23 protein-coding genes are annotated in these 26,663 nt (G+C 73.4%); 12 read left to right on the forward strand and 11 right to left on the reverse strand.

Going from position 1 to position 26,663, the window contains the following annotated elements:
• Nucleotides 1-21: 21 nt before the first annotated feature.
• From AC5L35_RS15490 to AC5L35_RS15520, 7 genes are all read left to right on the forward strand, one after another.
• Nucleotides 22-1,401, forward strand: coding sequence for an MFS transporter (locus tag AC5L35_RS15490; RefSeq protein WP_495060316.1), 1,380 nt, complete (start codon nucleotides 22-24; stop codon nucleotides 1,399-1,401).
• A complete protein-coding gene (locus AC5L35_RS15495; RefSeq protein WP_495060317.1) occupies nucleotides 1,398-4,157 on the forward strand; it encodes an ATP-binding protein in 2,760 nt (919 codons plus the stop codon). The genes AC5L35_RS15490 and AC5L35_RS15495 overlap by 4 nt, the downstream gene beginning before the upstream one ends.
• 112 nt (nucleotides 4,158-4,269) lie before the next feature.
• Nucleotides 4,270-4,953: a phosphatase PAP2 family protein gene (locus tag AC5L35_RS15500; protein ID WP_495060404.1), complete on the forward strand. Its 684-nt coding sequence runs from the start codon at nucleotides 4,270-4,272 to the stop codon at nucleotides 4,951-4,953.
• The gene (locus AC5L35_RS15505) at nucleotides 4,916-6,508 is read left to right on the forward strand and encodes a sensor histidine kinase (protein ID WP_495060318.1); all 1,593 of its coding nucleotides are present in this window, start codon (nucleotides 4,916-4,918) and stop codon (nucleotides 6,506-6,508) included. Before AC5L35_RS15500 ends, AC5L35_RS15505 begins: the two co-directional genes overlap by 38 nt.
• A gap of 17 nt (nucleotides 6,509-6,525) precedes the next feature.
• Nucleotides 6,526-7,182, forward strand: a complete 657-nt coding sequence (locus AC5L35_RS15510) for a response regulator (protein ID WP_495060319.1) — start codon at nucleotides 6,526-6,528, stop codon at nucleotides 7,180-7,182.
• A 98-nt stretch (nucleotides 7,183-7,280) separates the two neighbouring features.
• Nucleotides 7,281-8,165: an aldehyde dehydrogenase family protein gene (locus AC5L35_RS15515; protein WP_495060320.1), complete on the forward strand. Its 885-nt coding sequence runs from the start codon at nucleotides 7,281-7,283 to the stop codon at nucleotides 8,163-8,165.
• Nucleotides 8,166-8,190: 25 nt separating this feature from the next.
• Nucleotides 8,191-9,411, forward strand: a complete 1,221-nt coding sequence (locus AC5L35_RS15520; RefSeq protein ID WP_495060321.1) for a SatS C-terminal domain-containing protein — start codon at nucleotides 8,191-8,193, stop codon at nucleotides 9,409-9,411.
• 21 nt (nucleotides 9,412-9,432) lie between these two features.
• Here the strand turns inward: AC5L35_RS15520 and AC5L35_RS15525 are convergent, their stop codons facing one another.
• Complete coding sequence (locus AC5L35_RS15525; protein WP_495060322.1) at nucleotides 9,433-10,521, reverse strand: adenosine deaminase; 1,089 nt, start codon at nucleotides 10,519-10,521, stop codon at nucleotides 9,433-9,435.
• A gap of 185 nt (nucleotides 10,522-10,706) precedes the next feature.
• Nucleotides 10,707-12,098, reverse strand: coding sequence for a serine/threonine-protein kinase (locus AC5L35_RS15530; RefSeq protein ID WP_495060323.1), 1,392 nt, complete (start codon nucleotides 12,096-12,098; stop codon nucleotides 10,707-10,709).
• 61 nt (nucleotides 12,099-12,159) lie between these two features.
• On the opposite strand from AC5L35_RS15530, the gene AC5L35_RS15535 reads away from it, so the two are divergent.
• Together AC5L35_RS15535 and AC5L35_RS15540 are read left to right on the forward strand one after the other, a co-directional pair.
• Nucleotides 12,160-12,918 carry an SDR family NAD(P)-dependent oxidoreductase gene (locus AC5L35_RS15535; protein WP_495060324.1) on the forward strand — a complete coding sequence of 253 codons (759 nt, stop codon included), beginning with the start codon at nucleotides 12,160-12,162 and terminating at the stop codon, nucleotides 12,916-12,918.
• Nucleotides 12,919-13,113: 195 nt separating this feature from the next.
• Nucleotides 13,114-14,181 carry a PA containing protein gene (locus AC5L35_RS15540; protein ID WP_495060325.1) on the forward strand — a complete coding sequence of 356 codons (1,068 nt, stop codon included), beginning with the start codon at nucleotides 13,114-13,116 and terminating at the stop codon, nucleotides 14,179-14,181.
• Nucleotides 14,182-14,295: 114 nt separating this feature from the next.
• On the opposite strand, the gene AC5L35_RS15545 is transcribed toward AC5L35_RS15540, so the two are convergent.
• Both AC5L35_RS15545 and AC5L35_RS15550 read right to left on the reverse strand, forming a co-directional pair.
• Nucleotides 14,296-15,576, reverse strand: coding sequence for a thymidine phosphorylase (locus AC5L35_RS15545; RefSeq protein WP_495060326.1), 1,281 nt, complete (start codon nucleotides 15,574-15,576; stop codon nucleotides 14,296-14,298).
• Between the two features lie 40 nt (nucleotides 15,577-15,616).
• Nucleotides 15,617-16,567, reverse strand: coding sequence for an AraC family transcriptional regulator (locus AC5L35_RS15550; protein ID WP_495060327.1), 951 nt, complete (start codon nucleotides 16,565-16,567; stop codon nucleotides 15,617-15,619).
• A gap of 125 nt (nucleotides 16,568-16,692) precedes the next feature.
• Between AC5L35_RS15550 and AC5L35_RS15555 the strand changes: the two genes are divergently transcribed.
• On the forward strand, nucleotides 16,693-17,412 hold the full coding sequence (locus tag AC5L35_RS15555) for an alpha/beta fold hydrolase (protein ID WP_495060328.1): 720 nt from the start codon (nucleotides 16,693-16,695) through the stop codon (nucleotides 17,410-17,412).
• On the opposite strand, the gene AC5L35_RS15560 is transcribed toward AC5L35_RS15555, so the two are convergent.
• On the reverse strand, nucleotides 17,402-17,581 hold the full coding sequence (locus tag AC5L35_RS15560) for a hypothetical protein (RefSeq protein WP_495060405.1): 180 nt from the start codon (nucleotides 17,579-17,581) through the stop codon (nucleotides 17,402-17,404). The genes AC5L35_RS15555 and AC5L35_RS15560 overlap by 11 nt on opposite strands.
• Before the next feature lie 257 nt (nucleotides 17,582-17,838).
• Between AC5L35_RS15560 and AC5L35_RS15565 the strand changes: the two genes are divergently transcribed.
• The gene (locus AC5L35_RS15565; RefSeq protein ID WP_495060329.1) at nucleotides 17,839-17,991 is read left to right on the forward strand and encodes a hypothetical protein; all 153 of its coding nucleotides are present in this window, start codon (nucleotides 17,839-17,841) and stop codon (nucleotides 17,989-17,991) included.
• On the opposite strand, the gene AC5L35_RS15570 is transcribed toward AC5L35_RS15565, so the two are convergent.
• From AC5L35_RS15570 to AC5L35_RS15590, 5 genes are all read right to left on the reverse strand, one after another.
• The gene (locus AC5L35_RS15570; RefSeq protein WP_495060330.1) at nucleotides 17,988-18,383 is read right to left on the reverse strand and encodes a cytidine deaminase; all 396 of its coding nucleotides are present in this window, start codon (nucleotides 18,381-18,383) and stop codon (nucleotides 17,988-17,990) included. The genes AC5L35_RS15565 and AC5L35_RS15570 overlap by 4 nt on opposite strands.
• Entirely contained in the window at nucleotides 18,376-19,644 is a 1,269-nt protein-coding gene (locus tag AC5L35_RS15575) for an ABC transporter permease (RefSeq protein ID WP_495060331.1), read from the reverse strand. Before AC5L35_RS15575 ends, AC5L35_RS15570 begins: the two co-directional genes overlap by 8 nt.
• A complete protein-coding gene (locus tag AC5L35_RS15580) occupies nucleotides 19,641-20,738 on the reverse strand; it encodes an ABC transporter permease (protein ID WP_495060332.1) in 1,098 nt (365 codons plus the stop codon). The genes AC5L35_RS15575 and AC5L35_RS15580 overlap by 4 nt, the downstream gene beginning before the upstream one ends.
• Nucleotides 20,735-22,279: an ABC transporter ATP-binding protein gene (locus AC5L35_RS15585; protein WP_495060333.1), complete on the reverse strand. Its 1,545-nt coding sequence runs from the start codon at nucleotides 22,277-22,279 to the stop codon at nucleotides 20,735-20,737. The genes AC5L35_RS15580 and AC5L35_RS15585 overlap by 4 nt, the downstream gene beginning before the upstream one ends.
• 85 nt (nucleotides 22,280-22,364) lie before the next feature.
• Nucleotides 22,365-23,498, reverse strand: coding sequence for a BMP family lipoprotein (locus tag AC5L35_RS15590; RefSeq protein ID WP_495060334.1), 1,134 nt, complete (start codon nucleotides 23,496-23,498; stop codon nucleotides 22,365-22,367).
• Between the two features lie 829 nt (nucleotides 23,499-24,327).
• Between AC5L35_RS15590 and AC5L35_RS15595 the strand changes: the two genes are divergently transcribed.
• Nucleotides 24,328-25,482, forward strand: a complete 1,155-nt coding sequence (locus tag AC5L35_RS15595; protein ID WP_495060335.1) for a D-alanyl-D-alanine carboxypeptidase family protein — start codon at nucleotides 24,328-24,330, stop codon at nucleotides 25,480-25,482.
• Nucleotides 25,483-25,614: 132 nt separating this feature from the next.
• Here the strand turns inward: AC5L35_RS15595 and yhjD are convergent, their stop codons facing one another.
• Nucleotides 25,615-26,661: an inner membrane protein YhjD gene (gene yhjD / locus AC5L35_RS15600; protein WP_495060336.1), complete on the reverse strand. Its 1,047-nt coding sequence runs from the start codon at nucleotides 26,659-26,661 to the stop codon at nucleotides 25,615-25,617.
• Between the last annotated feature and the right edge of the window lie 2 nt (nucleotides 26,662-26,663).

Raw genomic sequence — 26,663 nt, forward strand, 5'->3', positions numbered from 1 at the left:
ATCCGCCCAGAGGGGACGACGATGGTCACGAGAGCGGTAGAACCCGGCCGGACGAGCTGGCCGCCGGTGGTGGCGCTCGGTCTCGCGATGCTGATGGTCACCTCCGAGATGACGATCCCCGCGGTGACCCTCCCCGGCATGGGCGCGGACCTGGGCGTGTCCCCGGCGGCGACGGCGTGGGTGCTGCTGGCCTACGCGCTGCCGTCGGCCGCCGTGTCCGTTCCGGCCGGGCGCTGGGCCGACGGCGCGGACGTCCGCGCGGTCTTCGCCCTGGCCTTGACCGGCCTCGGACTGGCGAGCGTGCTGGTGGCCTTCGCTCCGTCCTTCGCACTGGTCGTCGTCGGCCGCCTGCTGCAGGGGATCGCCGGTGCGCTCGTGGTGGCCGCGTACATGCCGATCATCAGCGGCAGCGTCCGCCCGGCACAGCGGGGCCGGGCGATCGGGTTCGTGATCACGATCATGACGATCGGCGCCACGGTGGGCATGCCCGTCGGCGGGCTGGTGGCCGACGTGTTCACCTGGCGCGAGGTCTTCCTGATGAAGATCCCGCTGGCGGCCGTCGTGCTGTGGATCGGGCTGCGCAGCATCCCGCGTACCCCGGACCGCGGCCTGCCCCGGCCGAGCGGTGCACTCGTGCGCGAGGCGCTCCTGCTCGGGGGTGCGGTGGCGACGCTGCTGCTCGCGCTGGACGCGGTGGACGGGCAGCCGCTCGTCGCCGCCGCTCTCGGGGTGGCGGCGGTCGGCCTCGGGCTGTGGTGGGCCCGGCTGACGGAGTCGGGGCCGGTGATCGCGCTGGTGCGCGGGCGCTCGTTCGCCGGCACGCTGCTCGCACTGTTCGCGACCACCTTCACCGGCGGCCTGATCGCGTTCCTGCTCCCGTACTTCGTGGCCGACGTGCTGGGCGACGGGCCGGACGTCACCGGGGTGGCGCTGCTGTTCGTGGTCGGCGCGATGGCACCGATCTCCCCGCTCGCGGGCCTGCTGTCCGACCGCTACGGGACCAGGGTCGTCGCGATCGTCGGGAGCGCGGTGACCGTGGTCGCGATGCTCTCCATGCTCACGCTGGACGCCGGTTCCGGACTGGCGGACCTGGCCTGGCGGCTGATCCTGCTCGGTGTGGGGTCCGGGCTGTTCAACCCGGCGATCAACACCGCACTGCTCGCCGGCACCCCGGCCGGGTCGGAGGGGGTGGCCGGTGGCGTCGGCATGACGGTGCGCACGGTCGCGATGACGGTCGCCCCGGCGGTGACCGCGCTGGCCTGGACGGTGGCCGGGGGCGGGGCGGCGGGCTTCCGCGCCGGCGTCGTCGTGGTCACCGCGGCGGCGGGCATCGGGCTACTCGTGCTGCTGGTACCCGCCTCGTCGGGAGCCACCCGGCCCGAGGCGGAGGGGGCCCGATGAAGAACGTGGCCGCGGCGCCGGGCCACCGCGCTCTCCCCGGCCGGGCCGCCGAGACGGCAGGCGTGCAGCGCCTGCTCGACACCGCCCGCGCGGGACGCAGCGCCGCGCTGGTGGTCCGTGGTGAGGCCGGGATCGGGAAGTCGACCCTGCTCCGGCACGCCGCCACGACCGCGCCGGACATGCTGGTGCTCACCAGGACGGGCGTCGAGACCGAGACGGAGCTGCCGTTCGCCGCCCTGCACCTGCTGCTCAAGGACAACATGGCGGGCGTCGACGAGCTGCCCGAGGCGCAGGCGGGCGCGTTGCGCGCGGCGCTCGGGCTGGCGACGACGGAACGGGCGCCCGACCGGTTCCTGGTCGGCCTCGCCGTGCTGACGCTGCTCGCCGAGCTGGCGGCGCAGCGGCCCGTGCTGTGCCTGCTCGACGACGCCCACTGGTTCGACCGCGCCTCGGCGCAGGTGCTGCTGTTCGTCGCGCGCCGCCTCGACGCCGAGGCCGTGGTGCTGATCTTCGCGGCGCGTACCGGGCACGCCCCCGCGTTCCCGGGCCCGGGGCTGGCGGAGCTCACCCTGCCCCGGCTGGACGAGGCGACCGCCCGGCACGTCCTGGACTCCGGGGCCGGCGACCTCCCACGGCACATCCGGGAACAGCTGTTGCGCGAGGCGGCAGGCAACCCGCTCGCCCTGCACGAGCTGCCCGCGGCGCACCGCGCGGGCCGGTCACCGGTGTACCCGCTCGGTCCGCCCGAGGCCGGGCGCGGCGGGTCGGCGCCGACCCACAGTCCGGTGGAGCGGGAGTTCGCCGCCCGGATCGCGGCGCTGCCCGACAGCGTCCGCACCATGCTGCTCGTGGCGGCGGCCGACAACACCTGCGACACCGGGGTGGTGCTCGCGGCGGCGCAACGCCTCGGCTGTTCCCTGGCCGATCTGGAGGCGGCGGAACGCGCGCGCCTGCTCATGTTCCAGGAGGGGTGCCTCGGCTTCCAGCACCCGCTGATCCGCACGGCCGCCTACGGCAGTGCCACCGTGGTGGGCAAGCAGGAGGCCCACCGCGCGCTCGCCGACGTGCTCGACGGGCGTCCCGACGTCGACCGCCGCAACTGGCACCGGGCCGCCGCGAGCATCGGGCCCGACGAGGACGTCGCCGCCGCGCTCGAGGAGAGCGCGCGCGGGGCAGCGGACCGGGGCAGCAACGAGGGGGCGGCCGCAGCGTACGAACGCGCCGGTTCGCTCAGTCCCGACCCGGCCCGGCGGACCCACCGGCTGACCGCGGCAGCGGAGGCCGCGGCGGACGCAGGCCACCGCGAGTGGGCGTCCACCCTGGCGGTCGACGCCGCACGGCCCGTGGCAGGCCGTGCGCAGCTTGCGCGGCTCGCGCTGATCCACGCCCGGCTCGCCGACGAGGTCAACCGGCCGGAGGAGACGCACCGGCTGCTGATGGAGGCGGCGGTGCCCACGGCGGCCGTCGCGCCCGGGCCGGCCGGTGAGATGTTCATGTGGGCCGTCGAGGCGGGATGGTCGGCTCGGGACCGCGGCATGATCGAGCGGGTGGTGGCCGCCGCCGACCGCCTCGGCGACGCGCGACACGTCCGGGCGCTGGCCGCGGTGGCGCTCGCCCAGCTCCCCGACTCCGACGACACCGCACTGCCGAGCGCGGTCGCGGGCCTGCGTGAGCTGGTGGTCTGCCATGGTCCGGGATCGCCGCGGGTCGGCGCCACCCTCGCGGCCTGGCACCTCGCACTCGGCGACCACGTCACCGCCCACGAGCTCGCCGCCTCCGCCGAGCGCGACTGCCGCACCCGCGGCGCGCACGGCGTGCTGCCCCGGGTGCTGGCCGTGCTGGCCGCGGGCCGGTGGCACCTGGGCCACCGCCACGACGCGGCAGCCGCAGCCGCCGAGGGGCTGCAGCTCGCCCGCGACGCGGGCCACGAGCAGGCCGTCGGAGAGCTCGTGGCCGTGGCGGCGCAACTGGCGGCCGTCGAGGGGGACGAGGTGCGCCTGGCGGCCGTCCTCTCCGAGCTCGACGGGCGACGGAAGCCGCGGGGCTTCTCCGAGGCGGCAGCGGCGGCGCGCAGCCTCCTGGACGTGGGACTCGGCCGGTTCGAGACCGCCGCCGACCGGCTCACCGAGCTCGTCGCGCACCCGAGCCGTCGTCAGTCGCTGCCCGACCTCGTGGAGGCGGCGACCCGCGCAGGCCGCCCGGAGCTCGCCCGCGACGCGGCCGCGCGCTTCGATCGGTGGGCGGGCCACGTCGGGCAGGACTGGGCGCAGGCGGTCGCGCTGCGCTGCCGGGCTCTCGTCGAAGGCGGTGACCGGGCCGAACGCCTCTTCGCCGAGGCCGTGGCGCTCCACCGGCTCGACGGGGCACGGCCCTTCGAACGAGCCCGCACGGAGCTTCTCCACGGGGAGTCGCTGCGACGGGGCAGGCACCGGGCACAGGCCCGGGCACCGTTGCGGTCGGCGCTGGAGACGTTCGAGGAGCTCGGCGCCCGCCCCTGGGCCGAGCGCGCGCGGGCCGAGCTGCGGGCCACCGGGGAGAGCCGCGCCGACGCGCAGCCGGGCCCCGACCTGCTCACCGAGCTCACCCCGCAGGAGCGCCACGTCGTCCGGCTCGCTGCCGCCGGGCTCAGCAACCGGGACATCGGGGCGCAGCTGTTCCTCAGCCCGCGCACCGTGGGCTACCACCTGTACAAGGCGTTCCCGAAGCTCGGCGTCACCTCCCGCGCGCAGCTCGTCCGGCTCGACCTGCCCGCCTGAGCCGCGCCGCCCTGTCGATCGTCAGGTGCTCGACCCTGACGAACGACAGAGGCAGCACGACGCTTCCGACGACGGCGGTCGACCGGCCCCGATGAATAGCGTTCTCCCCGTGATGAACGCGCTCGTGGAGCCGATTCCGGACGGCACCGGAATTCCGGATGTGCCCGATATCAGCGCGGAATGGTATCGACAAATCGTCGAATCGGCTGCGGCGAGCCCCGAGGTGTTCCACGTAGTCGTGGTGGTCGCCGGCGAGGCGGTCGCCGTCGTACTCGCCGCGATGTTCGTGGCGGCGTGGTGGCGCGCGCGGACCGGCCCACCGCTGCTGATGGCGCGGGGGCTGCTGGTGCCTGCGGTGACGGTGATGGCGTACCTGCTGAGCGAGACGGCGAAGGAGCTGTGGCAGGCCGAACGTCCGTGCCGGACGCTCGGCGGCCTGGCCACGATCGCGGCGTGCCCCGAGTACGGCGACTGGTCCTTTCCCAGCAATCACGCGACGGTCGCGGCAGCGGCCGCCGTCGCTCTCGCCTGGACGGGCGGGCGCCTCGCTTTCCTCGCCATCGGCATGGCATTGTTCGCCGCAGCCTCACGGGTCGTCGTCGGCGTGCACTATCCGCACGAAGTGATCGCCGGCCTCCTCCTCGGGGCAGCCGTGGCCCTCGTCCTCCCGGTACCGGCACGTCTGCTGGCTCCGGTCATCACCCGGGCCCGGAACCGGGCCGCGGCGGGGTGGCTGGTGGGCGATGCGGGAGCGGGAGATGCGCCGACGGTTCGCCTTCGACGCCCACGCGCCTGAGACGGCGTCCGCGACACTGATGGGCGTGCGCGCACTCGCCCTCTGGACGATCACGGCAGTGCCGGTGCTCGCGGCCGCGGTCGGACCGTGGGACGGCCGGCTCTCGGTAGCCGAGGCCCTCGCCGGGCTCGCCGTCCTCGGCGTCGCCACGGCTCTCGTGCACCGCCTGCCGGTCGCGGCGCTCGCGCTGGTGGTGGCGGCGTGGCAGGTCACCTTCCTGTCGCGGGCCGAGCTGAACAGCACGCTCGGGGTGATCGCGTTCGCGGGAGGCCTGGTGGCGGTCAGCTTCGTGGCAGGCCGGAACGCGACCGCGGGCACCGCGGGCGCGATGGTGCTGCTGGCGGCCACCGCGACCGGTGCTGCGGCTCCGCTGGCCCTCGGCGGCGGGGGTGACGCCGCGCTCGGGACGGTCGCCGCGGTGGCCGTGCTCGCGGTCGTGCCCTGGACGATCGGCCGGTACCGGCGTCAGTACATGCAGATGGTGCGGGCCGGCTGGGAGCACGCGGAAAGGGTGGAGCGGGAGCTCGGGCTGGCCGAGGACAGGGCCAGGAACCGCGAACGGGCCCGGCTGGCCGGCGAGATGCACGACCTGCTCGGCCACGAGCTCGCGCACGCCGCACTGCGCATCGGGGCGCTCGAGCTGGACGCCGGGCTCGACCCGGCGCATCGATCGGCGGCCGGTGGCGCCCGCGCGGCCGTGACCACCGCTGCCGAACGGCTGGCCGACGCCGTGCGCGTGCTTCGCGCGGACCAGGCCCGCCCCGACAGTCCCGGCGAGTCCGTGGCCGAACTCGTGGCCCGGAGCCGGACGTCGGGGCTGGACGTGGATCTCGTCACGGACCCACCGCGCGACCACGACCCCGTCATCGCACGGACGATCCATCGCGTGGTCGCCGAAGCCCTCACCAACGCCGTCAAGCACGCCCCTGGGGCGGGCGTGAGCGTCCGGATCGAGGAGACCGGCGAGGGCAGCGTCGTGCGGGTGGCCAACGCGGCGGCGGCCGAGCCGCCCGGACGCGCGGTCACCGGTGGGTACGGCCTGCTCGGGCTCGCGGAACGAGTGCGGCTCGTCGGGGGGCGGTTCGACGCCGGGCGGCGCGCCGACGGCGGGTACGAGGTCACGGCGCACGTCCCCCACCGGCCCTCGACCCCCGCGGGCCCGGCCACGGCCACTCACCTGCACCGCAGGCAGGCCGAGCTGCAGGTCCGGCGCAGTGGGCGCCGGACGATCCTCGTCACCGCCGGGGTGTCGGCCGGCGTCGTCGCCTGCGTGATGGCCTACATGGTCGTCGACGCGGCCACGTCGGTGCTCGAACCCGCCGACTACGCGCGGCTCACGATCGGGCAGGACGAGCCGTCCATCGCCCTGCTGCTGCCCGCCGAGACGCGGGTCGACCAGCCCGGCGGTGTGACGCCGCCGCCTGCCGGCTCGGCCTGCCGCCACTACAGCACCCACCCCAACCCGTTCGACGAACGCGGGAGCGACCTGTACCGGCTCTGCTTCCGGGACGGCCGGCTGGTGAGCAAGGACGAGCTCGTCCGGGGCGCACGGTGACGGGCCAGGATGGCGGCATGATCCGTGTCGTGCTCGCCGACGACGAGGCCGTCGTGCGCGTCGGAGTGCGGGCCGTGCTCGCCGCGGCGCCGGAGGTCGAGGTCGTCGCCGAGGCGCAGGACGGGCGCGATGCGGTGGACCTGGTGCTGGCGCACCGCCCGGACGTCGCCGTGCTGGACATCCGGATGCCGCGGCTCGACGGGATCCAAGCCGCGGCGGAGATCCGCCGGCTGACCGTCGGCACCGGAGTGCTGGTGCTGACCACCTTTGCCGAGGACACCTACATCTCCCGGGCGCTCGGAGAGGGAGCGGGAGGCTTCGTGCTCAAGACGGGCGACCCCACCGAGATCATCGCGGGGGTGCGTGCCGTCGCCTCCGGCGCGGCCTACCTCTCGCCGTCCGTCGCCCGGCGGGTGATCGACCACCTCGCCGCCACCGGGTCGCACCTCGGCGCCGCGCGGCAGCTCGACGGTTTGACCAACCGTGAACGAGAGGTGCTCGGGCTACTCGGATCCGGGCTGTCCAACGCCGAGATCGCCGAGCACATCCACGTCGTCGAGGGCACCGTGAAGGTCTACGTGAGCGGGATCTTCCGGCAGCTCGGGGTCCGCAACCGGGTCGAGGCGGCCATCCTGGCCCACGAGGCAGGCCTCATCCCACGCAAGGCGCGCTGAGAACGGGCGACTCACGCGGAGGAAACGGGCGACTCGCGTGCGCGGAATGGGCGACTCGCGCGGCGTGATCGGGGGGTCCCGGCCGTAGGCTCGGCGGCATGAGTCAGCCCGCCGCCGTCGACGGCCGCCTCGGTGTCGCCAAGACCTACAAGCTCTACGTCGGCGGCGCGTTCCCGCGGTCGGAGTCCGGCCGCAGCTACCCCGTCCGCGACGCGCAGGGCGCGCTCCTCGCGCACGCCGCGCTCGCGTCCCGCAAGGACGTCCGCGACGCCGTGAGCGCCGCCCGTTCCGCGTTCGGCGGCTGGTCGGGAGCCACCGCCTACAACCGCGGGCAGGTGCTCTACCGCGTCGCCGAGATGCTGCAGGGCCGCCACGACCGGTTCGTCGACGTGGTGGCCGAGGCCGAGGGGGTGCCGCGCGAGCGGGCGACGGCGCTGGTGGACGCGGCGATCGACCGCTGGGTCTGGTACGCCGGATGGACCGACAAGATCGCCGGTGTGCTCGGCTCGGTCAACCAGGTGGCCGGTCCGCTCGTGAACTGGTCCACCCCCGAGCCGACCGGCGTCGTCGGTGTGCTCGCGCCACAGTCGTCGGCGCTGCTCGGGCTGGTCGATGTGCTCGCCCCGGTGCTCGCCACGGGGTGCACCGCCGTCGTCGTGGCGTCGGAGAACCGGCCGCTGCCTGCGATCGAGCTCGCCGAGGTGTTCGCCACCTCGGACCTCCCCGGCGGGGTCGCCAACGTGCTCACCGGCCACGTCGCCGAGCTGGCGCCGTGGCTCGCCGCCCACGCCGAGGTGCACGCGCTCGACCTGGCGGGCGCCCCCGCGGAGCTGACCACCGACCTCGAACGGGCCGCGGCCGACACCGTCAAACGGGTGCTGCCCCGGCCCGCCACGGAGCCCGATCCGCTGCGTCCGCCGGGGATCGCACGGCTGCGGTGCTACACCGAGATCAAGACGGTCTGGCACCCGGTCGGGCGCTGACCCGCCAGCGGCCTACCCTTTCGTCGTGGCCAGCGACATCGTCCCGATCCAGCTCTCCCTCACCGAGGGGGACCTCGTCACCCTGTGGGCCCCGCGGTGGCGCGAGGACGGCGAGGAGTGGGAGGCGTTCCTCGGCGACGACGAAGCGCTCTTCGCGTTTGCCGAGGTCGCCCAGCTCGCCGCGTTCGTTCGCACCGCCCCCGAACACGACCTGGTGGACCACCCGGCGTGGTCGGTGGTGCCGGACCTGACCGTCGCCGAGCTGACGCCGGAGGAGACCCAGCGCTACGACATCGTCGGCGTGCCGGAGCTCGTGGCCGAGGACCCCGACACCTGGACGATCAGCGAGCTCGCCGAGATCACCGACATGGTGCGGTCGATCGCCGACGTCTGCGAGCTGGACGTCGTCACCGAGGTCGTCGACTCGGCGCCTGCCTTCGGGCTGCTGCGCCAGGGCACCCTGCCGTTCGTCGGGCGTGAGGGCGCGCGGCTGTGGACGCAGCTGGTCGACACGGTCGCGGAGCGGTGGGACGAGGTCATCGACGCGCTCGACGACCTCGTCGTCACCCCCGACGTCGACTCGGCGGCCCTCGCCGCGGCGGAGAAGGAGGTCGTGGTCGTCGACGATGTCGACGAGCCCGTGATCGCCACCGTCGGCGACGACCGGGACGAGAGCGAGGACGACGAGCCCGCCGGCTTCTGGGAGGAGGTCGGTATCGACCCGGTCCGGATCACCACCCGCGACGGCGAGTACGTCACGCTGCGCTGCTACCTCGACGACGCCCCGGTCTTCCTCGGCTCGAACGGCAAGATCGACGTCTTCACCACCGAGCGCGCGCTCGCCCGCTGGATCGGCGAGGACGGCGCCGAGGGGCACGACCTCGTCGCCGCCTCCACGTGGTCGGAGGTCGTCGAGCGGGCGGCGGTCGGCGAGCTGGAGGTGGAGGTCGACGAGCTGAACGCCTACACCCTCACCGGGCTCGACGACGACATCGCCGAGGGCACCCTCACGGTCGACCCGTCCCAGCTGGAGCTGGCCGTCGAGCTGCTGCTGGACGTGGGCGAGTGGGCAGGCGACGACGACGCCCGTGAGGCGCTGGCCGAGTCGCAGGCGCTCGGCTGGCTCGTCTCGTTCGTGATCAAGCCCGACCCCACCCGGCTCGCGCCCAGCCCGCCGTTCGACGCGGAGGCGGCGCGGTTCCGGGAGCTGGTCGAGGAGCTCACGGCGCGCCTCACCGTGCACTGACCCACCCGCACGGCCGGGCCGTCAGGCCAGCAGCGCCGCGTAGCCCGGCTTGATCACGTCGTTGATCAGCGCGAGCCGCTCGTCGAAGCCGAGGAAGGCCGACTTCATCGCGTTGACCGTGAACCACTGCAGGTCGGCCCAGCCGTAGCCGAACGTGTCGGCGAGCGCCGCCATCTCGCTGGTCATCGACACGTCCGACATCAGCCGGTTGTCGGTGTTGACCGTGACGCGGAACCGCAGCTCGGTGAGCAGGCCGATCGGGTGGTCGGCCAGCGACTTGGCCGCGCCGGTGTGCACGTTGGACGTGGGGCACATCTCCAGCGGAATGCGCTTGTCACGCACGTAGGCGGCAAGCAGGCCCAGCCGGGGGGTGCCGTCGGCGCCCAGCATGATGTCGTCGACGATCCGCACGCCGTGGCCCAGCCGGTCGGCACCGCACCACTGCAACGCCTCCCAGATCGACGGCAGGCCGAACGCCTCCCCGGCGTGGATCGTGAAGTGCGCGTTCTGCTGGCGCAGGTACTCGAACGCGTCGAGGTGACGGGTTGGAGGGAACCCGGCCTCGGCACCGGCGATGTCGAAGCCCACCACTCCGAGGTCCCGGTAGCGCACCGCCAGCTCCGCGATCTCCCGGGATCGGGCGGCGTGCCGCATGGCGGTGAGCAGGCAGCCCACGCGGATCCGCCTGCCGCGCTCGGCGGCCCGGGCCGAACCGACCCGGAACCCCTCCAGCACGGCCTCGACCACGGCGTCGAGCGCGAGGCCCTGCTCGACGTGCAACTCGGGAGCGAACCGCACCTCGGCGTAGACCACGCCGTCGCTGGCCAGGTCCTCGGCACATTCGGCTGCCACCCGGACCAGCGCGTCGACGCTCTGCATCACCCCGACGGTGTGCCCGAACGTCTCCAGGTAGTGCTCGAGCGAGCCGGAGTGCGAGGCGGCGAGGAACCAGCTGCCCAGCTCCTCGGCGTCCGTGCTCGGCAGTCCGGCGTAGCCGGCGGCGTCGGCGAGGTCGACGACGGTGGCGGGCCGCAGCCCGCCGTCCAGATGGTCGTGGAGCAGCACCTTCGGTGCGTCCCGGACGGAGTCGATGTTCAGCGGCACGGGCACCCCGTCACGCTAGAACACGAGCGCCGTCGCGCGGGTGCCCGATCCGGTACGCGAGCTTCGGGCGGCGGTCACCGGTCGGGAGACGGCCGCGCGGGCCGCGTCCGCCGCCTTCCGTAGCGGCACGCGCAACACGCCGGGTCGGCGGAGCCGATCGGATTGTCGGCCGTCCGACCCAGCCGGGTGGTTCACTTCCCCTTGCCGCCCTTGCTGCCCTTGCCGCTGCCCTTGCCGCTGCCCTTGCTGCCGCCGTGATCCGCGGCATCGCCCCGGTTCTCCGCCCCACGGCGGTTCGTGGCACCGCTGTTGTTCTTCGCGCTGCTGTCGCCGTCGTCCTCGGCCGTGCCCCTGCCCGCCCCCGGGCGGGGGCGACCGGTATCGGGGTCGTCGGGCCGGCCGGCCGGGGGCGTCGAGCCCGACCGCGCGTCCCGGGATCGCTGCGCATCGCTGTCCGCGGCGACCCGTTCGGCCGCGGCCGTCGCCGAGCGGGTCGGGACAGGACGGGGAGCAGCAGCGGTGAGCACAGCGGCCCCCGCCTGCGGGGGCGCCGCTCGTGGCGCTGCGAGGGGTGCCACCACGACCGGCGCGACCGGCGCAGCGGGGGGCGGGGAGGACGGACCGTCGGCGGCGGCTCGGGGCGTCGCGGGGGTGTCCGTGGCCGTGGTCATGACCAGCGCCCCCGCTGCGAGCACGGCACTCGCGGCGGCCGCAGCAAGCCACGTCCACCGGCGGCTCGGACCTGGTGCCGAGCCCGTCAGGCCGGCCACCGTGTCCCCGGCCGACGCCGTGAGCTCGGCCGCCACGGTGGCTGCAGTGGGTCGCTGGTCCGGGTCGTCGGCGGTCATCGCGGTCAGCAGCGATCGCAGGTCGGCCGGGAGCCCCGCGGGAACCGCGGGCCGCCGGTGCAGCCGCGCGACCGCGGACTCCACCACGTCGCCCGGGTACTCGCGCCTGCCCGTCACCGCCTCGAGCAGGATCAGGCCGAGCGCGTAGACGTCGGCCGGCGGCCCCACCACCTGGCCCCGGACCTGTTCGGGAGCCATGTACGCCGGCGTGCCGACGACGAACCCGGTCGCGGTCACCCGGGTTGCGTCGATGAGCCGGGAGACCCCGAAGTCGGCGAGGTAGGGCCGCTGATCGGCGTCGAGCAGGACGTTGCCGGGTTTCAGGTCGCGGTGCACCAGACCCTGCTCGTGCACATGCGCCAGTGCGTCCGCCAGGCGTGCCCCCATGGCCGCGGCCGTCCCGACCGGCACCGCCCCCCTGGCGATGCGCTCCGACAGCGTCTCCCCGTCGACCAGCTGCATGACCAGGTAGGCCAGGCCGTTGTCCGCGCCGGTGGCGTAGAGCTCGACGAGAGCGGGGTGGCGCAGCTCGCCCAACGCCGCCGCCTCCACCACGTGGCCCGGACGGCGCGGGCGGGACACCTGCGGGTCGAACAGCTTCACCGCGACCGGTCGTCCCGAGTGGCGGTCGACCGCCCGGTACACCGTCGCAGCGGAACCGGCACCGAGGACGTCCCCGAGTTCGTAGCGCTCGGCCAGCGCGGGCACGGAGCGGTCCTCGTCGGCATCGGGCACGGGTGATCTTTCCCCGGTGCCCCTCCGCTCAATCCCGCACCGGCCTGACATGCTGATCTCCATGGCCTTCGATGGCGTTGTCGTGCTCGTCACGGGCGGTTCCCGCGGTATCGGCCGGGCCACCGCCCTCGAGTTCGCCGCGGCGGGCGCCACGGTCGCGATCCAGTACCGCCAGGATCGCGACGCGGCCGAGGAGGTGCTCGCGGCGCTCGGCGGCGGCCGGCACATCGCGCTCCAGGCCGACGTCGCCGACCCCACGCAGGTGCAGAACCTCGTGCGGTCGGTGGTCGACCGCCTCGGACGGGTCGACGTGCTGATCAACAACGCCGGTGTCTACACCCGGCACCCGGTACTGGACACCGGCTACGCGACGTGGCAGGAGGCCTGGCGGGAGACCATCGACACCAACCTGATCGGACCAGCCAACCTCGTGCACTGCGTGGTCCCCCACATGGTCGAGAACGGGGGCGGGCGGATCGTCAACATCACCTCGCGGGGCGCTTTCCGCGGGGAGCCCGACCACCCCGCGTACGGGGCGAGCAAGGCCGGGCTCAACAGTTTCAGCCAGTCGCTCGCGCAGGCGCTGGCGCCGCACGGCATCTACGTCACCGCGGTCGCTCCGGGCTTCGTCGAGACCGACATGGCAGCGCCCTACCTGCACGGACCCGACGGCGACGCGGTACGGGCACAGAGCCCGCTCGGGAGGGCCGCCACCCCGGAGGAGATCGCCAGGGTGATCGTGTTCCTGGCGTCGCCGGGCACGGAGTCGGCTGTCGGCGCGATCGTCGACGTCAACGGCGCGTCCTACCTCAGGACCTGACGTCCACGGCGGAGTCGGCCCCGCTCACGAGGCCCGACTCCCGGCTGCGGTGGGTGAGCGAAAGCCCTCCATACTGCTCCGAACGGGCTAACGGCCTCCGATCGGGGAGCGCCGAGGGGGTGATCAACACGGGTCGCTACCCTCAGTGCGCACGGCACTCCCCGTTGTCCGGCTCAGAGGAAGCTCCCCGCCGCCATGAGCAATGACTCCACACTGTCGTTCGACCGTATGCGCGGCATGCTCATGCGAGCCGCGGAGATCCGCGACAGCGAGCAGCAGCAGATCTTCGACTCGCTCGACGAGATCCACGCCCGGCTCGCCGCACTCGACGCGCTGGGCACGATCCGCAAGCGGATGACCGAGCTGCCCGACCGCACCGAGGTCAGTGTCCTGGCCGAGCGCCTCGACGAGACGGTCGCCAAGCTCGACGCCCAGGACGCCGCGATCGCCGCCGTCATGCGGGCCGTCGAGGCGCTACCCGACAAGATCGCCAAGCCGATCGCCCAGCTGGACGGGCGGCTCGACGGCATGGCCGGGCGGCTGGAGGGCGTGTCGGGCCGGATGGACGGGCTCGACGACCGTCTCGGGGGCCTGCACAAGCGCCTCGACGACCTCGACAACCGCCTCGACCGCCACGAGATGCGCCTCGACGCGATGCCGTCGTCGGTCGGCACCCCGATCAAGGAGCGGATCGACGGGATCGAGCGCACCGTCCGCGAGCAGCTCGACAACGCCGTCCGTGCCATGGACGAGTCGGACGAGGGCATGCGCAACCTCCTCGGCGACACCAGCATCGGGCTGCACCGGCGCCTGGAGGAGCTGGCCGCCCGCCCCGCCGTCGACCCCACGGAGCCGCTCGACGGGCTCGCCACGCGGCTGGGGTCGCTGGCCGAGCGGCTCGAGACCGTCAGCGCCCGGCTGGACTCCCTCGAGGAGGGACTGTCCGGGCGTCTCGGTTCCCTCGGCGGTGAGATCGACCAGAAGCTCGGCAAGCTCGACGCCGCGCTGGTGGCCCGGCCCGACTCCCACTCGGTCCGCACGCTCGTGGAGCAGGCCAACGAGGAGTCCGAGCGGCGCAACGCCGGCCAGCTCGACGAGGCCATGGCCACCTTCGCGGAGCTGATCCTGGGGCGCGGCGCCGCCGTCCAGTCGCCTCCCCCGCCGCCCCGCCCCGCGCAGCGCCGGCAGTCGCGCAAGGTCGTCGTGAAGTCCCCCAACGGGGCGTCGGTCGGCGACATCGTGAACGACGACCCGGACGACTGACGGCCCACCGCCCCGGATCTCGCGGCGGGCGCATGATCGCCGCGAAACCCGCGGATCCGCCCTTGTGGGGGCGGATCCGCGGGTTTCGGACCGATCAGGCCGGGGCGGCCGTGCTCACCGGGTGCGGATCGTGTCCAGCAGCAGGGCGCCGCGGGTGACGGGCTCGTCGGAGATCACCAGTCCGTCGGCCAGTGCGGCACGAGCCCCGGGCACCGCGTCGGGGGTGTCGGTGTGCAGCTCCAGCAGTGGCTGTCCCGCCTCGACCTCATCGCCCGGTCCGGCGAGCAGCAGCACCCCGGCCGCGGCCTGCACCGCGTCCTCCTTGCGGGCCCGGCCCGCTCCCAGCCGCCACGCCGCCACGCCGACGGCCATGGCGTCCACCCTGCTCAGCACGCCCGAGCGTTCGGCGAGCACCGGCTCCACGTGCGTCGCGGCCGGCAGGGGTGCCGACGGGTCGCCGCCCTGCGCTGCGATCATCCGCTCCCACACGGGGTAGGCGGCGCCGGAGGAGAGCACCACGGCCGGATCGACCCCGGTGATGCCGGCCAGCGCCAGCATCTCCCGGGCCAGTGCCACGGTCAGCTCGACCACGTCGGCGGGGCCCCCGCCGCGCAGCACCTCAACGGACTCGGCCACCTCGAGGGCGTTCCCGACGGCGCGCCCGAGCGGCACGGACATCTCGGTGAGGATCGCGGTGGTCGCGAGGCCGTGGGCGCCGCCGATCCGCACCATGGTCTCGGCCAGCTCCCTGGCCAGCGGCTCGGTCTTCATGAAGGCCCCGGACCCGACCTTGACATCCAGCACCAGACCGCCGGTGCCCTCGGCGATCTTCTTGCTCATGATCGAGCTGGCGATGAGCGGGATGGACTCGACGGTGCCGGTGACGTCGCGCAGCGCGTAGAGCTTGCGATCGGCGGGGGCGAGCGTCGGGGTGGTCGCGCAGATCACCGCGCCCACGTCGGAGAGCTGTGCGGCGATCTCGTCCAGCGACAGCGCGGCGCGCCAGCCCGGGATGGACTCCAGCTTGTCCAGCGTGCCGCCGGTGTGGCCGAGCCCCCGCCCGGACAGCTGCGGCACGGCGGCCCCGCACGCGGCGACGAGGGGGGCCAGCGGGAGCGTGATCTTGTCGCCGACCCCGCCGGTGGAGTGCTTGTCCACCAACGGCCTGCCGACGTCCGCGAGCGCGAGCACGTCACCCGAGTCGATCATGGCCTGCGTCCAGCGCGCGATCTCGTCGGCGTCCATGCCGTTCAGCAGGATCGCCATCGCCAGCGCGGCCATCTGCTCGTCGGCGACCTCCCCGCGGGTGTACGCCGCGAGTACCCAGTCGATCTGGTCGTCGGACAGCCGCCTCCCGTCCCGTTTGGCGGTGATGACGTCGATGGCGTTCGGCAATTCCGTTCCTCCTTGATCCCGGTTCCGGCGCGATCCCGGTTCAGGACGCCCGGGCCGGGCCGATGTCGCGGGGGGCGCCCTGCAGCCGGTGCTGCCCCGGTGAGCGGCCCATGACGCGCTTGAACGCCACGCTGAACGCGCTCTCGCTGCCGTAGCCGACCCCTGCCGCGATGGACGCGACCGTCCGCCCGGTCTCTCGCAGCGCCCGGGCCGCGGTGTGGATGCGCACCCGGAGCACGTAGTCGGCCGGGGAGGCGCCGACGGCCTCCTTGAACCGGAGCGAGAAGGTCGACCGGGACATGCGCGCGATCCCGGCCAGCTCGGGCACCGACCACGGATAGGCGACGTCGGCGTGCATCGCGCGCAGCGCGGCACCGATCTGCGGATCGAGCGACGCCCCCAGCCAGCCGCTGGTCGCCGACCCGTCGGCCTCCGCGTACGCCCGAAGCGCCTGCAGCAGGACCACCGCGGAGAGCCGGTTCAGCATGGCCGCCCGGCCCAGCCGGTCGCCGCCCACCTCGTCGCCGAGCAGGCCGATCGTCGCCCGCAGGGCGGCGGCGTCCCCGGACTCCGCGGGGATGTGGACCACCGGCGGCAGGACGTCGAGCAGCAGAGGTGCCGCGTGCACGTCGAACGTGAAGCCGGCGCCCGCCAGCGTGGTGTCGTGCCCGGAACCTACGCGCGGATCCGGCCGGCGCGTCCCGTCGGGGGCACGGTAGACCGCGACAGCCGGGACGGCCGGGGTCTCCAGGTCGCCGCCCAGCCGGTAACGCCGCCTGCCGACCACGAGGTAGCAGTCGCCCTGCTCGGCGCGCAGTGGCTCGTCCCGGCCCTCGGCGGTGACCCAGCAGGCGCCCTCGACCACCGCCTCGCACCGGATGTCCAGCCGCCCGCTGAACGCGATCGCCCAGCGTCCGCCTGCGTGGAGCGGAACCGACACCATCCCCTCGACGCTCAGCAGCGCCAGTACGTGCTCCAGGGGGTCCACCACAGCTCCGGACGATCACGAAGGGACGACGGACATCGGCAAATGGACCCTACGCGGGCCCCCACCTAGCGTCGGTGAAGGGCGGCCCGGACGGGCCGTGGTCGACAACCGAGAACGAGGAGTGGCCCGTGGTCGCCGACGCGGCACGTGGACGGACGCTGGTGCTGGTGCACGGCGCATGGCACGGAGCATGGGCCTGGGAGCTGCTCGTCCCCGAGCTCGCGGTCCGGGGCTGGCGGACCTCCACGGTGGACCTGCCGAGCGCCTCGGGCGATCCGGAGGCCGGGATGTACCGCGACGCGGAGGTCGTCCGCGAGCACCTGGCCGGCATCGACGGCCCCATCACCGTGCTCGCCCACTCCTACGGAGGCCTGCCGGTCACCGAGGTGGCCGACACCGTCCCCCAGGTCACGCAGCTCGTCTACCTGGCCGCCCACATGCTCGACGTCGGTGAGTCCGTCGTCGGGCCGACGGGCGGGCCGTGGTTCGATCCGGAGGAGACGCCGCTGCTGCCGGTGCCCGACAGCTCGGGGGCGCTCATGTACGCGGACGTGCCCGCGGACCTCGCGGAGGCCGCCGTGGCCAGGCTGCGGCCGCAGAGCGCCGCGTCGTTCCTGGAGCCACTCACGCGCGAGGCCTGGCGCCGGCTCCCCTCGGCGTTCATCGTCTGCGACGAGGACCGCATCTTCCCCCCGGTGCTGGCGGAGACGCTGCCGCCGAAGGCCGACCTGGTCCATCACGTCCCGACCAGCCACTCGCCGTTCCTGTCCCGGCCCGCCGGACTCGCCGACCTGATCGGTGAGATCAGCGCCGAGCTGACGGCCCTGCCGGACAAGCTCAGTAGCTGAGCGCGGCCGGGGCGTGCTTGGCGTCCCTCGTAGCTGCCAGGTGATCGCCGAGGACCCGAGCCGCCATCCGGATGCGATGCTCCCTCGGTGACGCGCCCATCACGCGCTTGTAGGCCACGCTGAACGTGCTCTCGGTGCCGTACCCGACCTCGGCAGCGATGGCGGCGATCGTGCGGTCGGGTCTCGTTCAGCGCGCGGGCCGCGGAGTGCATGCGCAGCCGGAGCAAGTGGTCCAGCGGGGCGACTCCCGGCACGTCCTCGGCCTCGAGATCACTGCCCACCCGGCAAGGCCGTCTGCCGACGACGAGGTACGTATCACCCCGGGTGAGGTGCAGCGGCTCGGCCAGCCCTTCGACGGAGAGCCGGCACCGGCCGTCGAACACGGCCTCCCACCGGACGTCGAGCCGACCGCGGTGCGACCCGAAGGTGCTGACGGAGCGGCTGCCGCAGAAGCCCGACCTGGTCCGGCACCTCCCGACCAGCCACTCGCCGTTCCTGTCCCGGCCGGCCGAGCTGGCCGACCTCGTGGGCGAGATCAGCGACGCGCTGGCCGGCCTGCCCGCCACGAGCCCCGCCTAGCGCGGCGGCAGGTCGTCCGGGCCGAACGCGTCCGGTAGGACCTCGCGCATCGGGAGGATGCCGCGCGGGGTGTCGACCAGGCAGTCCGGGCCGCCGAACTCGTAGAGGATCTGGCGGCACCGCCCGCACGGCATGAGCAGGTCTCCCGTGCCCGACCGGCACGCCACCGCGGTGAACCGGCCGCCGCCGGTCAGGCGCAGCTGCCCGGCCATCGTGCACTCCGCGCAGAGGCCGAGCCCGTAGGACGCGTTCTCCACGTTGCATCCCGTGACGACCCGGCCGTCGTCGCACAGGGCCGCCGCCCCGACCTGCAGGTGTGAGTACGGGGCGTAGGCCGAACCGGCTGCGGCGACGGCGGCCGCGCGCAGGGCGTCCCAGTCGGGCTCAGTCACCTTCGCCTCGCCGGTACTCGACCCCGATGGCGGCAGGCGGTCGTAGCCGTTGCGACGCCACGGCCAGCACCAGCAGCGTGACGAGCTGCGGTGCGTACGCCGCGAACTCCCGCGGCACCGTGTCGATCGAGAAATAGACGGCGTACACCGCGGCACCCGCGACCGCCGCGATCAGCGCCGCGCGCCACCGGCGCCGCGCCGCCCACAGCAGCGCGAGCCCGACCGCCAGGATCGTGGCCCCGTAGAGCAGGCCGTGCACGGCCTCGCCACCGGCCCGCAGCTGGACGCCGTCGACGTAGCCGAACAGCGCCGAACCGGCGAGCAGGCCACCGGGGCGCCAGTTGCCGAAGATCATGGCGGCGAGCCCGATGTACCCGCGGCCGCCGGTCTGGCCCTCCAGGTAGCCCAGCTGCCCGGGGTTGAGCGTGAGCGCCGCCCCGCCGAGCCCGGCGAGCGCGCCCGACGTGACCACCGCGATGTACTTGTAGGTGGCCACCTTCACGCCGAGCGACTCGGCGGCCACCGGGTTCTCCCCGCACGACCGAAGCCGCAGGCCGAAGCGCGTGTGCCACAGCACCAGGTAGCTGATCGGGACGAGCGCGAACCCGATGATGACGAGCGGCGTGAGCCCGCTGACCAGGCCGCCGAGCAGCCCCGCCACGTCGGAGAGCAGCACCCGCTGCTGGGACTCGACGGACGCCAGCCCGTCGGCCACCGGTTGCACGGAGAACGTGTCGAACGCCTCGACCCGTGGGGACTGGCGCGGGTTCTGCGAGATCGGCTCGAACAGCAGCGTCGAGAGGTACTTCGTGACGCCCATGCCGAGCAGCGTGATCGCGACCCCGGACACGATGTGGTTGACGTTGAACGTCACCGTGGCGACGGCGTGCAGGAGGCCGCCGAGCGCCCCGAACACGATGCCGCCCGCGACCGCGGCCCATGGCCCCCACTGGTATCCGGCCCAGGCCGCGCCCCAGGTGCCGAGGATCATCATGCCCTCGAGGCCGATGTTGATGATCCCCGACCGCTCGCTCCACAGGCCGCCGAGCCCGGCGAACAGGATGGGGAGCAGCAGCAGCACCGCAGCCTGCGTGGTGCCCCGCGAGGTGAGCTGGTACTGGCCGGTCAGGGTGGCGGTGACCGAGAGGATCACGACCCCGACCACCACGACGATCAGCACGCGCGCCCAGGCCGGGATCCGCCGCTTGGCCGGTGCGGCCGGAGGCGGCGACGTCACCGGCGCGGTGCGGAGCGTCGTCATGACGGCACCTTCTCGGTCGCCTTCTCGGCAGCCGCGGTGTCCCGTAGCTGAGCGGCGACCCTGCGCTGCTCGGCCGCCAGCTCGTAGCGCCGGACGATCTCGTACGCGATGACCACGGACAGCACCACCGATCCCTGCATGATCAGCACGATCTCCCGGGGCACCCCGACGTTGTCCAGCGCGAGCGCGGACTTGTCCAGGAACGCCCACAGCAACGCCCCGAGCGCGATGCCCAGCGGATGGTTGCGGCCCAGCAGGGCGACCGCGATCCCGGTGAAGCCGTAGCCCTGCGGCGAGGTGAGCGTGTAGGCGAAGTCGCGCCCGAGCAGTTCGGGCAGCCCGACGAGCCCGGCAACCGCACCGGAGAGCACCAGCGCGATGATCACCATCCGGCGGGCGTCGACCCCACCCGCCGTGGCGGCGGTCGGTGACTCCCCCGATGCCTTGAGCTCGAACCCGAACCGCGTGCGGTTGAGCAGGAACCAGTAGCCCAGCCCGAGCAGCGCGGCCACGCCGACCATCCCGAACAGCGTGCCGCCGGAGCCGAAGGAGATGCCCGGGAACTGCCCGCTCGGCTCGATCGGGGCGGTGGAGATGTTGTTGCCCTGGAGCACGCCGAACGAGTCGGGCTTGATGAGGAACGCGATCAGGCCGGTCGCGATGAAGTTCAGCATGATCGTCGAGATGACCTCGCTGACCCCGCGGTAGGCCTTGAGCAGCGCGGCGATGCCCGCCCACGCCGCGCCCACCACCGCCGCGACCACGATGATCACCAGCGTGTGCACCACCGGGGGCAGCACGAGCGCACCGCCGACGATCGCGGCCACACAGGCCGCCAGCCGGTACTGGCCCTCGATACCGATGTTGAACAGCTTCATCTGGAAGCCGATCGCGACGGCGAGCGCGGCGATGTAGTAGACGGCCCCGCTGTTGACGATGTCCACGGCCGTCGTGCCCTCGCCGACCTGCGTGATCATCACCCGCAGGGCGGTGAGCGGGGAGTCGCCGCTGATCAGCAGGGCGACCGCGCAGAGCAACGCGGCGAAGACGATCGCCAGGGCAGGCGGCAGCAGCACCGTCCGGATGCGCGTCATGCCACCGCTCCTCGCCCGTCGTCGGCGCCGGTCATCGCCGCACCCAGATCCTCCGGCGTCACGGTGGCGGGATCGGCGTCGGCGACCAGCGCTCCACGCAGCATCACCTTGATCGTGTCGGACAGCCCGATCAGCTCGTCGAGGTCCGCGCTGATCAGCAGCACCGCGAGGCCGCGTGCCCTGGCCTTGCGCAGCTCCTCCCAGATGCCCGCCTGCGCCCCGACGTCCACCCCGCGGGTCGGGTGCGACGCGATGAGCAGCACCGGATCGCCCGACAGCTCCCGGCCGACCACGAGCTTCTGCTGGTTGCCGCCCGACAGCGCGGCGGCCGGCACGTCGACGCTCGGCGTGCGGACGTCGAACTCGGCGACGATCCGCTCGGTGTCGCGCCGGGCGGCCGCCCGGTCGAGCAGGCCCAGCAGGCCGCCCCGGGACACCGGCGGCCTGCTCTGGTAGCCGAGCATGCGGTTGGCCCACAGCGGCTGGCTGGCCAGGATGCCGTGCCGCGTGCGGTCCTCGGGCACGTAGCCGATCCCGGCCTCGCGCCGCTCCAGCGTGCTGGCGTGGCTGAGGTCCGTCCCCGCGAGCACGACAGTGCCTGCGCTCGCCCGGCGGATCCCCATGATCGTCTCGACGAGCTCGGTCTGGCCGTTGCCCTCGACACCCGCGATGCCCAGCACCTCACCGGCGTGCACCACGAGGTCGATCCCCGCGAGCAGGGGACGCGCACCGGACTCGGCCTGCAGCTCCAGCCCGTCGACGCGGAGCACCTCGCGGTCGGTGACCGTGGAGTCGCGGGTCTCGGGGCTGGGCAGCTCGCTCCCGACCATCATCTCGGCGAGCTGGCGGCTGGTCACCGAGGTCGGGTCGGCCGTGCCGACGGACGTGCCGCGGCGGATGACCGTGATCGAGTCGGCGATGGCGCGCACCTCGTCGAGCTTGTGGGAGATGAACAGGAACGTGAAACCGTCGGCGCGCATCGTGCGCAGGGTGTCGAACAGCTCGTCGACCTCCTGCGGCACCAGCACCGCGGTGGGCTCGTCGAGGATCACCGTGCGCGCACCGCGGTAGAGCACCTTGATGATCTCGACGCGCTGCCGGTCGGCCACCCCGAGCCGCTCCACCAGAACCCGGGGGTCGACCTCGAGCCCCACGGTGGCGGCGAGCTCGGCGATCCGGCGCCGGGCCGCGCCGCCGATGCCCAGCATCGCCTCGGCCCCGAGCAGGATGTTCTCCGCGACGGTCAGGTTGTCGGCGAGCATGAAGTGCTGGTGGACCATGCCGATCCCGGCGCGGATCGCATCGGACGGGGAACGGAACCGGACCACCCGCCCGTCCACCGAGATCGTGCCCTCGTCGGGCTGCTGCATCCCGTAGAGGATCTTCATCAGCGTCGACTTGCCGGCACCGTTCTCGCCGCAGAGGGCGTGGACCTCGCCGCGGCGGACCCGGAGATGGATGTCGTCGTTGGCGACGACGCCGGGGAAGCGCTTGGTGATGTTGGTGAGCTCGACGGCGTACTCGGCCGCGCTCGTGGCCATGAAATCAGGCCTTTCGAAGGGGGACGCGGATCAGGGGGCCGGGCCGCGCGTACGGCGGATCCCGGCCCCCGATGGTGCCCCGGGTTCAGGACGACGACGGCGTCGAGCTGACCGAGATCGCGCCGCTCATGATGGCCGCCTTGTAGGCGTCGAGCTGGGTGGCGATGTCGTCGACCTTGCCGCCGGACGTGGCGTATCCGACCCCGTCCACCTTCAGGTCGAAGACCTTCGGCAGCGTGGTGAGGTTCCCGGCCGCGGAGGCGTTGATGTAGTCGAAGACCGCCACGTCCACCCGCTTCAGCATGGACGTGATGATCACGTCCTTCACGTCGGCCAGGCCCGGGATGTTGTGCTGGTCGGAGTCGACGCCGATGGCCGACTTGCCCGCGGCCTTCACGGCCTGGAACACACCCTGACCGGACGCGCCCGCGGCGTGGTAGATCACGTCGGCGCCCCCGTCGAGCTGGCCGGTGGCCACGACCTGGCCCTTGGCCGGGTCGCTGAAGCCGGTGAAGTCACCGGCCGGAGTGAGGTAGTCGACGTCCACCTGGATGTCGGGGGCCACCGCCTTCGCGCCCTGCACGTAGCCGGCCTGGAACTTCTGGATCAGCGGCTGCTCGACACCACCGACGAACCCGATCTTGCAGGTCTGCGTCTTGAGCGCGGCGGCGGCACCCACCAGGAAGGAGCCCTGCTCCTCCGCGAACACCAGCGGCGTCACGTTCGGCAGCTCGACCGAGTTGTCGTCGACGATCGCGAACTTGGTGTTCGGGCTCTCGGCCGCGACCGTCTTCAGCGCGGTGGCGTACTTGAAGCCGACCGTGATGATCGGGCTGTAGCCCTCGCTGACGAGCTGGCGCAGGCGGGTCGCCGCGGCGTCCTCGCTCTCGTTCGGCGCGGCCGTCAGCTCCTTGGTGTTCTCCTTGACCAGACCGAGCTGGCTGATCGCCCGGTCGAGACCGGCGCCCGCGGCGTCGTTGAAGGACGCGTCACCGCGCCCACCGATGTCGAACGCCAGGCCGACCTTGAGCCCGCTCGCGTCGGCGTTCGGCAGAGGCGCCGTCGCGCTCGTGGCACCCCCCGCCGGGACCTGCGGCGCGGCGTTCTTCGCGCACGCTCCCGCGTTGTTTGCACCGCCGCCGGAAGGCTGGGTGGTCCCGGTGTCGCGGGCACAGCCCACCACCACCAGCGCGCTGGTCAGCACGGCAGCTGCCAGCACGAATCCTCGTCTGATCCGCACTGAAGAACGCCTCCTGTTCCGGCCGTCCCGATCTCGGACGGCACGACGGAGGGACCGTAGCCGAGCGACGGATCAGTTCACACGAAGGACTCCGCGGCGTGACCGAATCGTCGGCTCCGGTCGGTGATCGCAGGGTCACCCCCCGCAACCCCCCGGCCACCCCCACCCCCGCGAGTCGCCCGTCCCGTGCCCGCGAGTCGCCCGTCCCGGGTGCGCGAGTCGCCCGTCCCGTGCCCGCGAGTCGCCCGTTCCCCGCGCGCGAGTCGCCCGATTCTTGTGCGCGAGTCCCACAGGGATGTCGTCGAGCGCTCCACCCCTCCGGAAGCGCGCGACCGCACCGATACCTGTCGTCCGTCCGAGGATTCGGCCCGCGGCCGATGTCTCGTGCCATCGACAACCCTCACCGGCCCACCGGTCCCGGACGAGGGGGGTGCGCACCCTTGTCCCGAGGGCCGGCCCGCGGATCGGCGCGGTGGAAACCCGGGGTCACGGCCTCGCCGGAGTCGACGACCACCCGAGGGCTCGTGGGAGACCACCAGCCCGCCGCGGCCAATGCGGCACGCACCGCGCGGGGGTCTCGGTGCGCGGCCGCGGCGGTCTGCGCCATTGTCGAACTCGCAGCGGAACTGCTGACATCCTCATCGCCCGACCCGACCCGACCCGACCCGACCGAGCCGAGTGCGGATTATGTGAATTCGGTCATTTCAGTCCCCGGGCCTCCCGCATCGGGTGAATGGATTCGGCCGACAAGGGGGGTGCTCCCGTCACCGACGACCGTCGCCGCTGTACCCGACCGTAGAGTCGCAGCGTGCAATTCCTGGGCGTGATTGCGGTGGTCGCTGCCCTTGTTGCGCCCGTCGCCTCCGGGCCTTCCGTCGGCTGCCCCGGTCAGCAGGTGCCTCCGCCGCCACCCGCCCCCACCGAGGTCGTCGGGCCGGCACCGGAGCCGCTGCCCTGGCCTGCCGAGCCGGTGGGAGGTCCACAACTGGGTGGCTGCGGCGAGATCGGAACGACGGGCGCGCCGCAGGTGGGAGCCGCGTCGTGGGTCGTGGCCGACCTGGACTCCGGTGCCGTGCTCGCCGCCAGAGCACCACATGCGCGGCACCGGCCCGCGTCAACGCTCAAGGTGCTCACAGCACTGGTCGCGCTGCGGAACCTCGACCCGGACGCGGTGGTCGGCGCCACGACGGAAGACATGCAGATCGAGGGCAGCAAGGCCGGCATCGGGACCGGGGGCCACTACACCGTGCGCCAACTGCTGGCCGGCCTGCTCCTCAACTCCGGCAACGACACCGCCCAGGCACTCAGCCGCGCGCTGGGTGGCGACACGATGATGCGGGCTCGGATGACCGCCGTCGCCCGCGAGGCGGGTGCGTTCGACACGCTCCCGGCCACGCCCTCCGGACTCGACGGGCCGGGGATCGCGTCGTCGGCCTACGACCTCGCGGTCCTGTTCCGGGTGGCCATGCGGAACCCGCTGTTCGCCGCCACGATCACCACGCCGTCCGTGCCCTTCCCCGGATACGGCAACCGGCCGGGGTTCGAGTTGTCGAACACCAGCAGGCTGCTCGCCCGCTATCCCGGTTCCCTCGGGGAGAAGACCGGGTTCACCGACGCCGCACGGCACACGCTCGTCGGTGCTGCCCAGCACGGCGGGCGACGCCTCGTGGTCGCCCTCATGCGTGGCGAGCAGCGTCCCGAGCCGATGTGGAGGCAAGCCGCGGCGCTCCTGGACTGGGGCTTCGCCCAGCCGATCGACAGAACGCCGGTCGGGACCCTCGTGGACCGGGCGCCGGTGGTCGCCCCCACAGCAACGAGCGCCGCTCCCGCCCCGGCCGTGGAGGCGATAGAACCGAGCCGGCCGAGGAGCGCGACGGACCTTGCCCTTCTGCCGATCGGCATCACCGTCGTGGTCGGCGCCGCCGTCGTCGTGGTGGCGTTGGGGCGCCGGTCCCGCCGCTGAGCCAACGGGATCCGGGCGACTCGCGCACGGAAAGCGGGCGACTCGCGGGGACGGGGCGGGCGACTCGCGCACCAGAAACGGGCGACTCGCGGGGTTTGGGCGGGGTGGGCCGGGGGTGGGGCGGTCAGGTGGTCAGTCGCGGCGGCGGCCCAGTAGGAGGCGGCTGCTGAGCAGGCCCGTGACGAGGCCCGCCCCGAGCAGGCCGGCGGCTGTGCTGCGGGTGGGGCCGGAGTGCACCGTGACCTCGGAGCGGATCACCGCCGGGCCCGGGACGGGGGCGGGCTCCTCCTGCTCGTTCTCGTCCGCGGTGGCGGCCCAGGCCGTGACGAAGAGGATGAACCGGGAGACGAAGAAGGCGAACACGAGCAGGCCCAGCAGCGGGCCGAAGATCGCACCGCTCGGCGAGGTGGTGACCGAGGCGAGGTAGTAGGTCATCACCTGCTTGAGCACCTCGAATCCGACGGCGCCCAGTAGCGCCGCCTTGGCCGCGCTGCGCAGGGTGGCGTGCTCGCGGGGCAGGCGGGCGATCACCCAGAGGAAGATGAACCAGTTGGCCACGAGGCCGAGCACGACCCCGAGCACGGTGAGGAGAACCGGGGCCCAGCCCTCGTCACCCAGCCCGACGAGACCGAGCAGGGTGGCGGCGAAACCCGATGCCAGCCCGGTGATGGCGAACGAACCGACCAGCGCGAGCCCGAGGCCGATCAGTGTGAGCAGGTCGAAGAACAGGCGCTTGTGCATGGCCGGGGTGGCCGGCACCTGGCCCCACTGCTCCGACAGTGCCTCGCGCAGGTTGGACATCCAGTTGATGCCGGAGTAGAGCGCGCCCAGCAGGCCGATCACACCCACGGCGTTGCGTGACTCGATCGCCCCGTTGACGATCGGGTTGATCACGGTCTCCAGCCCGGCCGGCACGTTCTTCGAAATCCCGGCCTGGAGCTCCGCCAGCAGCTCAGGGCGGAAGAAGAGGACGTAGCCTGCCGCGGCGAACGCGACCATCACGAGCGGGACCAGCGACAGCACGCTGAAGTACGTGATGGCGGCGGCGTAATGGTTGCCGTGCCGCTCGCTGTAGCGCATGCCGGCGCGCACGAGATGGTCGATCCATGCGTAGCGCGCCCGCAGCTTCTCGACCTTCGACGGCCCGGCTGCTTTCGCCTTGGCTGGGGGGGCGGCCACGC

It is taken from the genome of Pseudonocardia sp. OZ21 (assembly GCF_059359135.1).

Excerpts from the sequence above, each read along its gene's own strand:
- AC5L35_RS15490 (WP_495060316.1), top strand. The coding sequence starts at position 22 with ATGGTCACGAGAGCGGTAGAACCCGGCCGGACGAGCTGGCCGCCGGTG.
- AC5L35_RS15515 (WP_495060320.1), top strand. The coding sequence starts at position 7,281 with ATGAGTCAGCCCGCCGCCGTCGACGGCCGCCTCGGTGTCGCCAAGACC.
- AC5L35_RS15540 (WP_495060325.1), top strand. The coding sequence starts at position 13,114 with ATGAGCAATGACTCCACACTGTCGTTCGACCGTATGCGCGGCATGCTC.
- AC5L35_RS15505 (WP_495060318.1), top strand. The coding sequence starts at position 4,916 with ATGCGCCGACGGTTCGCCTTCGACGCCCACGCGCCTGAGACGGCGTCC.
- AC5L35_RS15500 (WP_495060404.1), top strand. The coding sequence starts at position 4,270 with ATGAACGCGCTCGTGGAGCCGATTCCGGACGGCACCGGAATTCCGGAT.
- AC5L35_RS15495 (WP_495060317.1), top strand. The coding sequence starts at position 1,398 with ATGAAGAACGTGGCCGCGGCGCCGGGCCACCGCGCTCTCCCCGGCCGG.
- AC5L35_RS15585 (WP_495060333.1), bottom strand. The coding sequence starts at position 22,279 with ATGGCCACGAGCGCGGCCGAGTACGCCGTCGAGCTCACCAACATCACC.
- AC5L35_RS15575 (WP_495060331.1), bottom strand. The coding sequence starts at position 19,644 with ATGACGACGCTCCGCACCGCGCCGGTGACGTCGCCGCCTCCGGCCGCA.
- AC5L35_RS15580 (WP_495060332.1), bottom strand. The coding sequence starts at position 20,738 with ATGACGCGCATCCGGACGGTGCTGCTGCCGCCTGCCCTGGCGATCGTC.
- AC5L35_RS15510 (WP_495060319.1), top strand. The coding sequence starts at position 6,526 with ATGATCCGTGTCGTGCTCGCCGACGACGAGGCCGTCGTGCGCGTCGGA.
- AC5L35_RS15535 (WP_495060324.1), top strand. The coding sequence starts at position 12,160 with ATGGCCTTCGATGGCGTTGTCGTGCTCGTCACGGGCGGTTCCCGCGGT.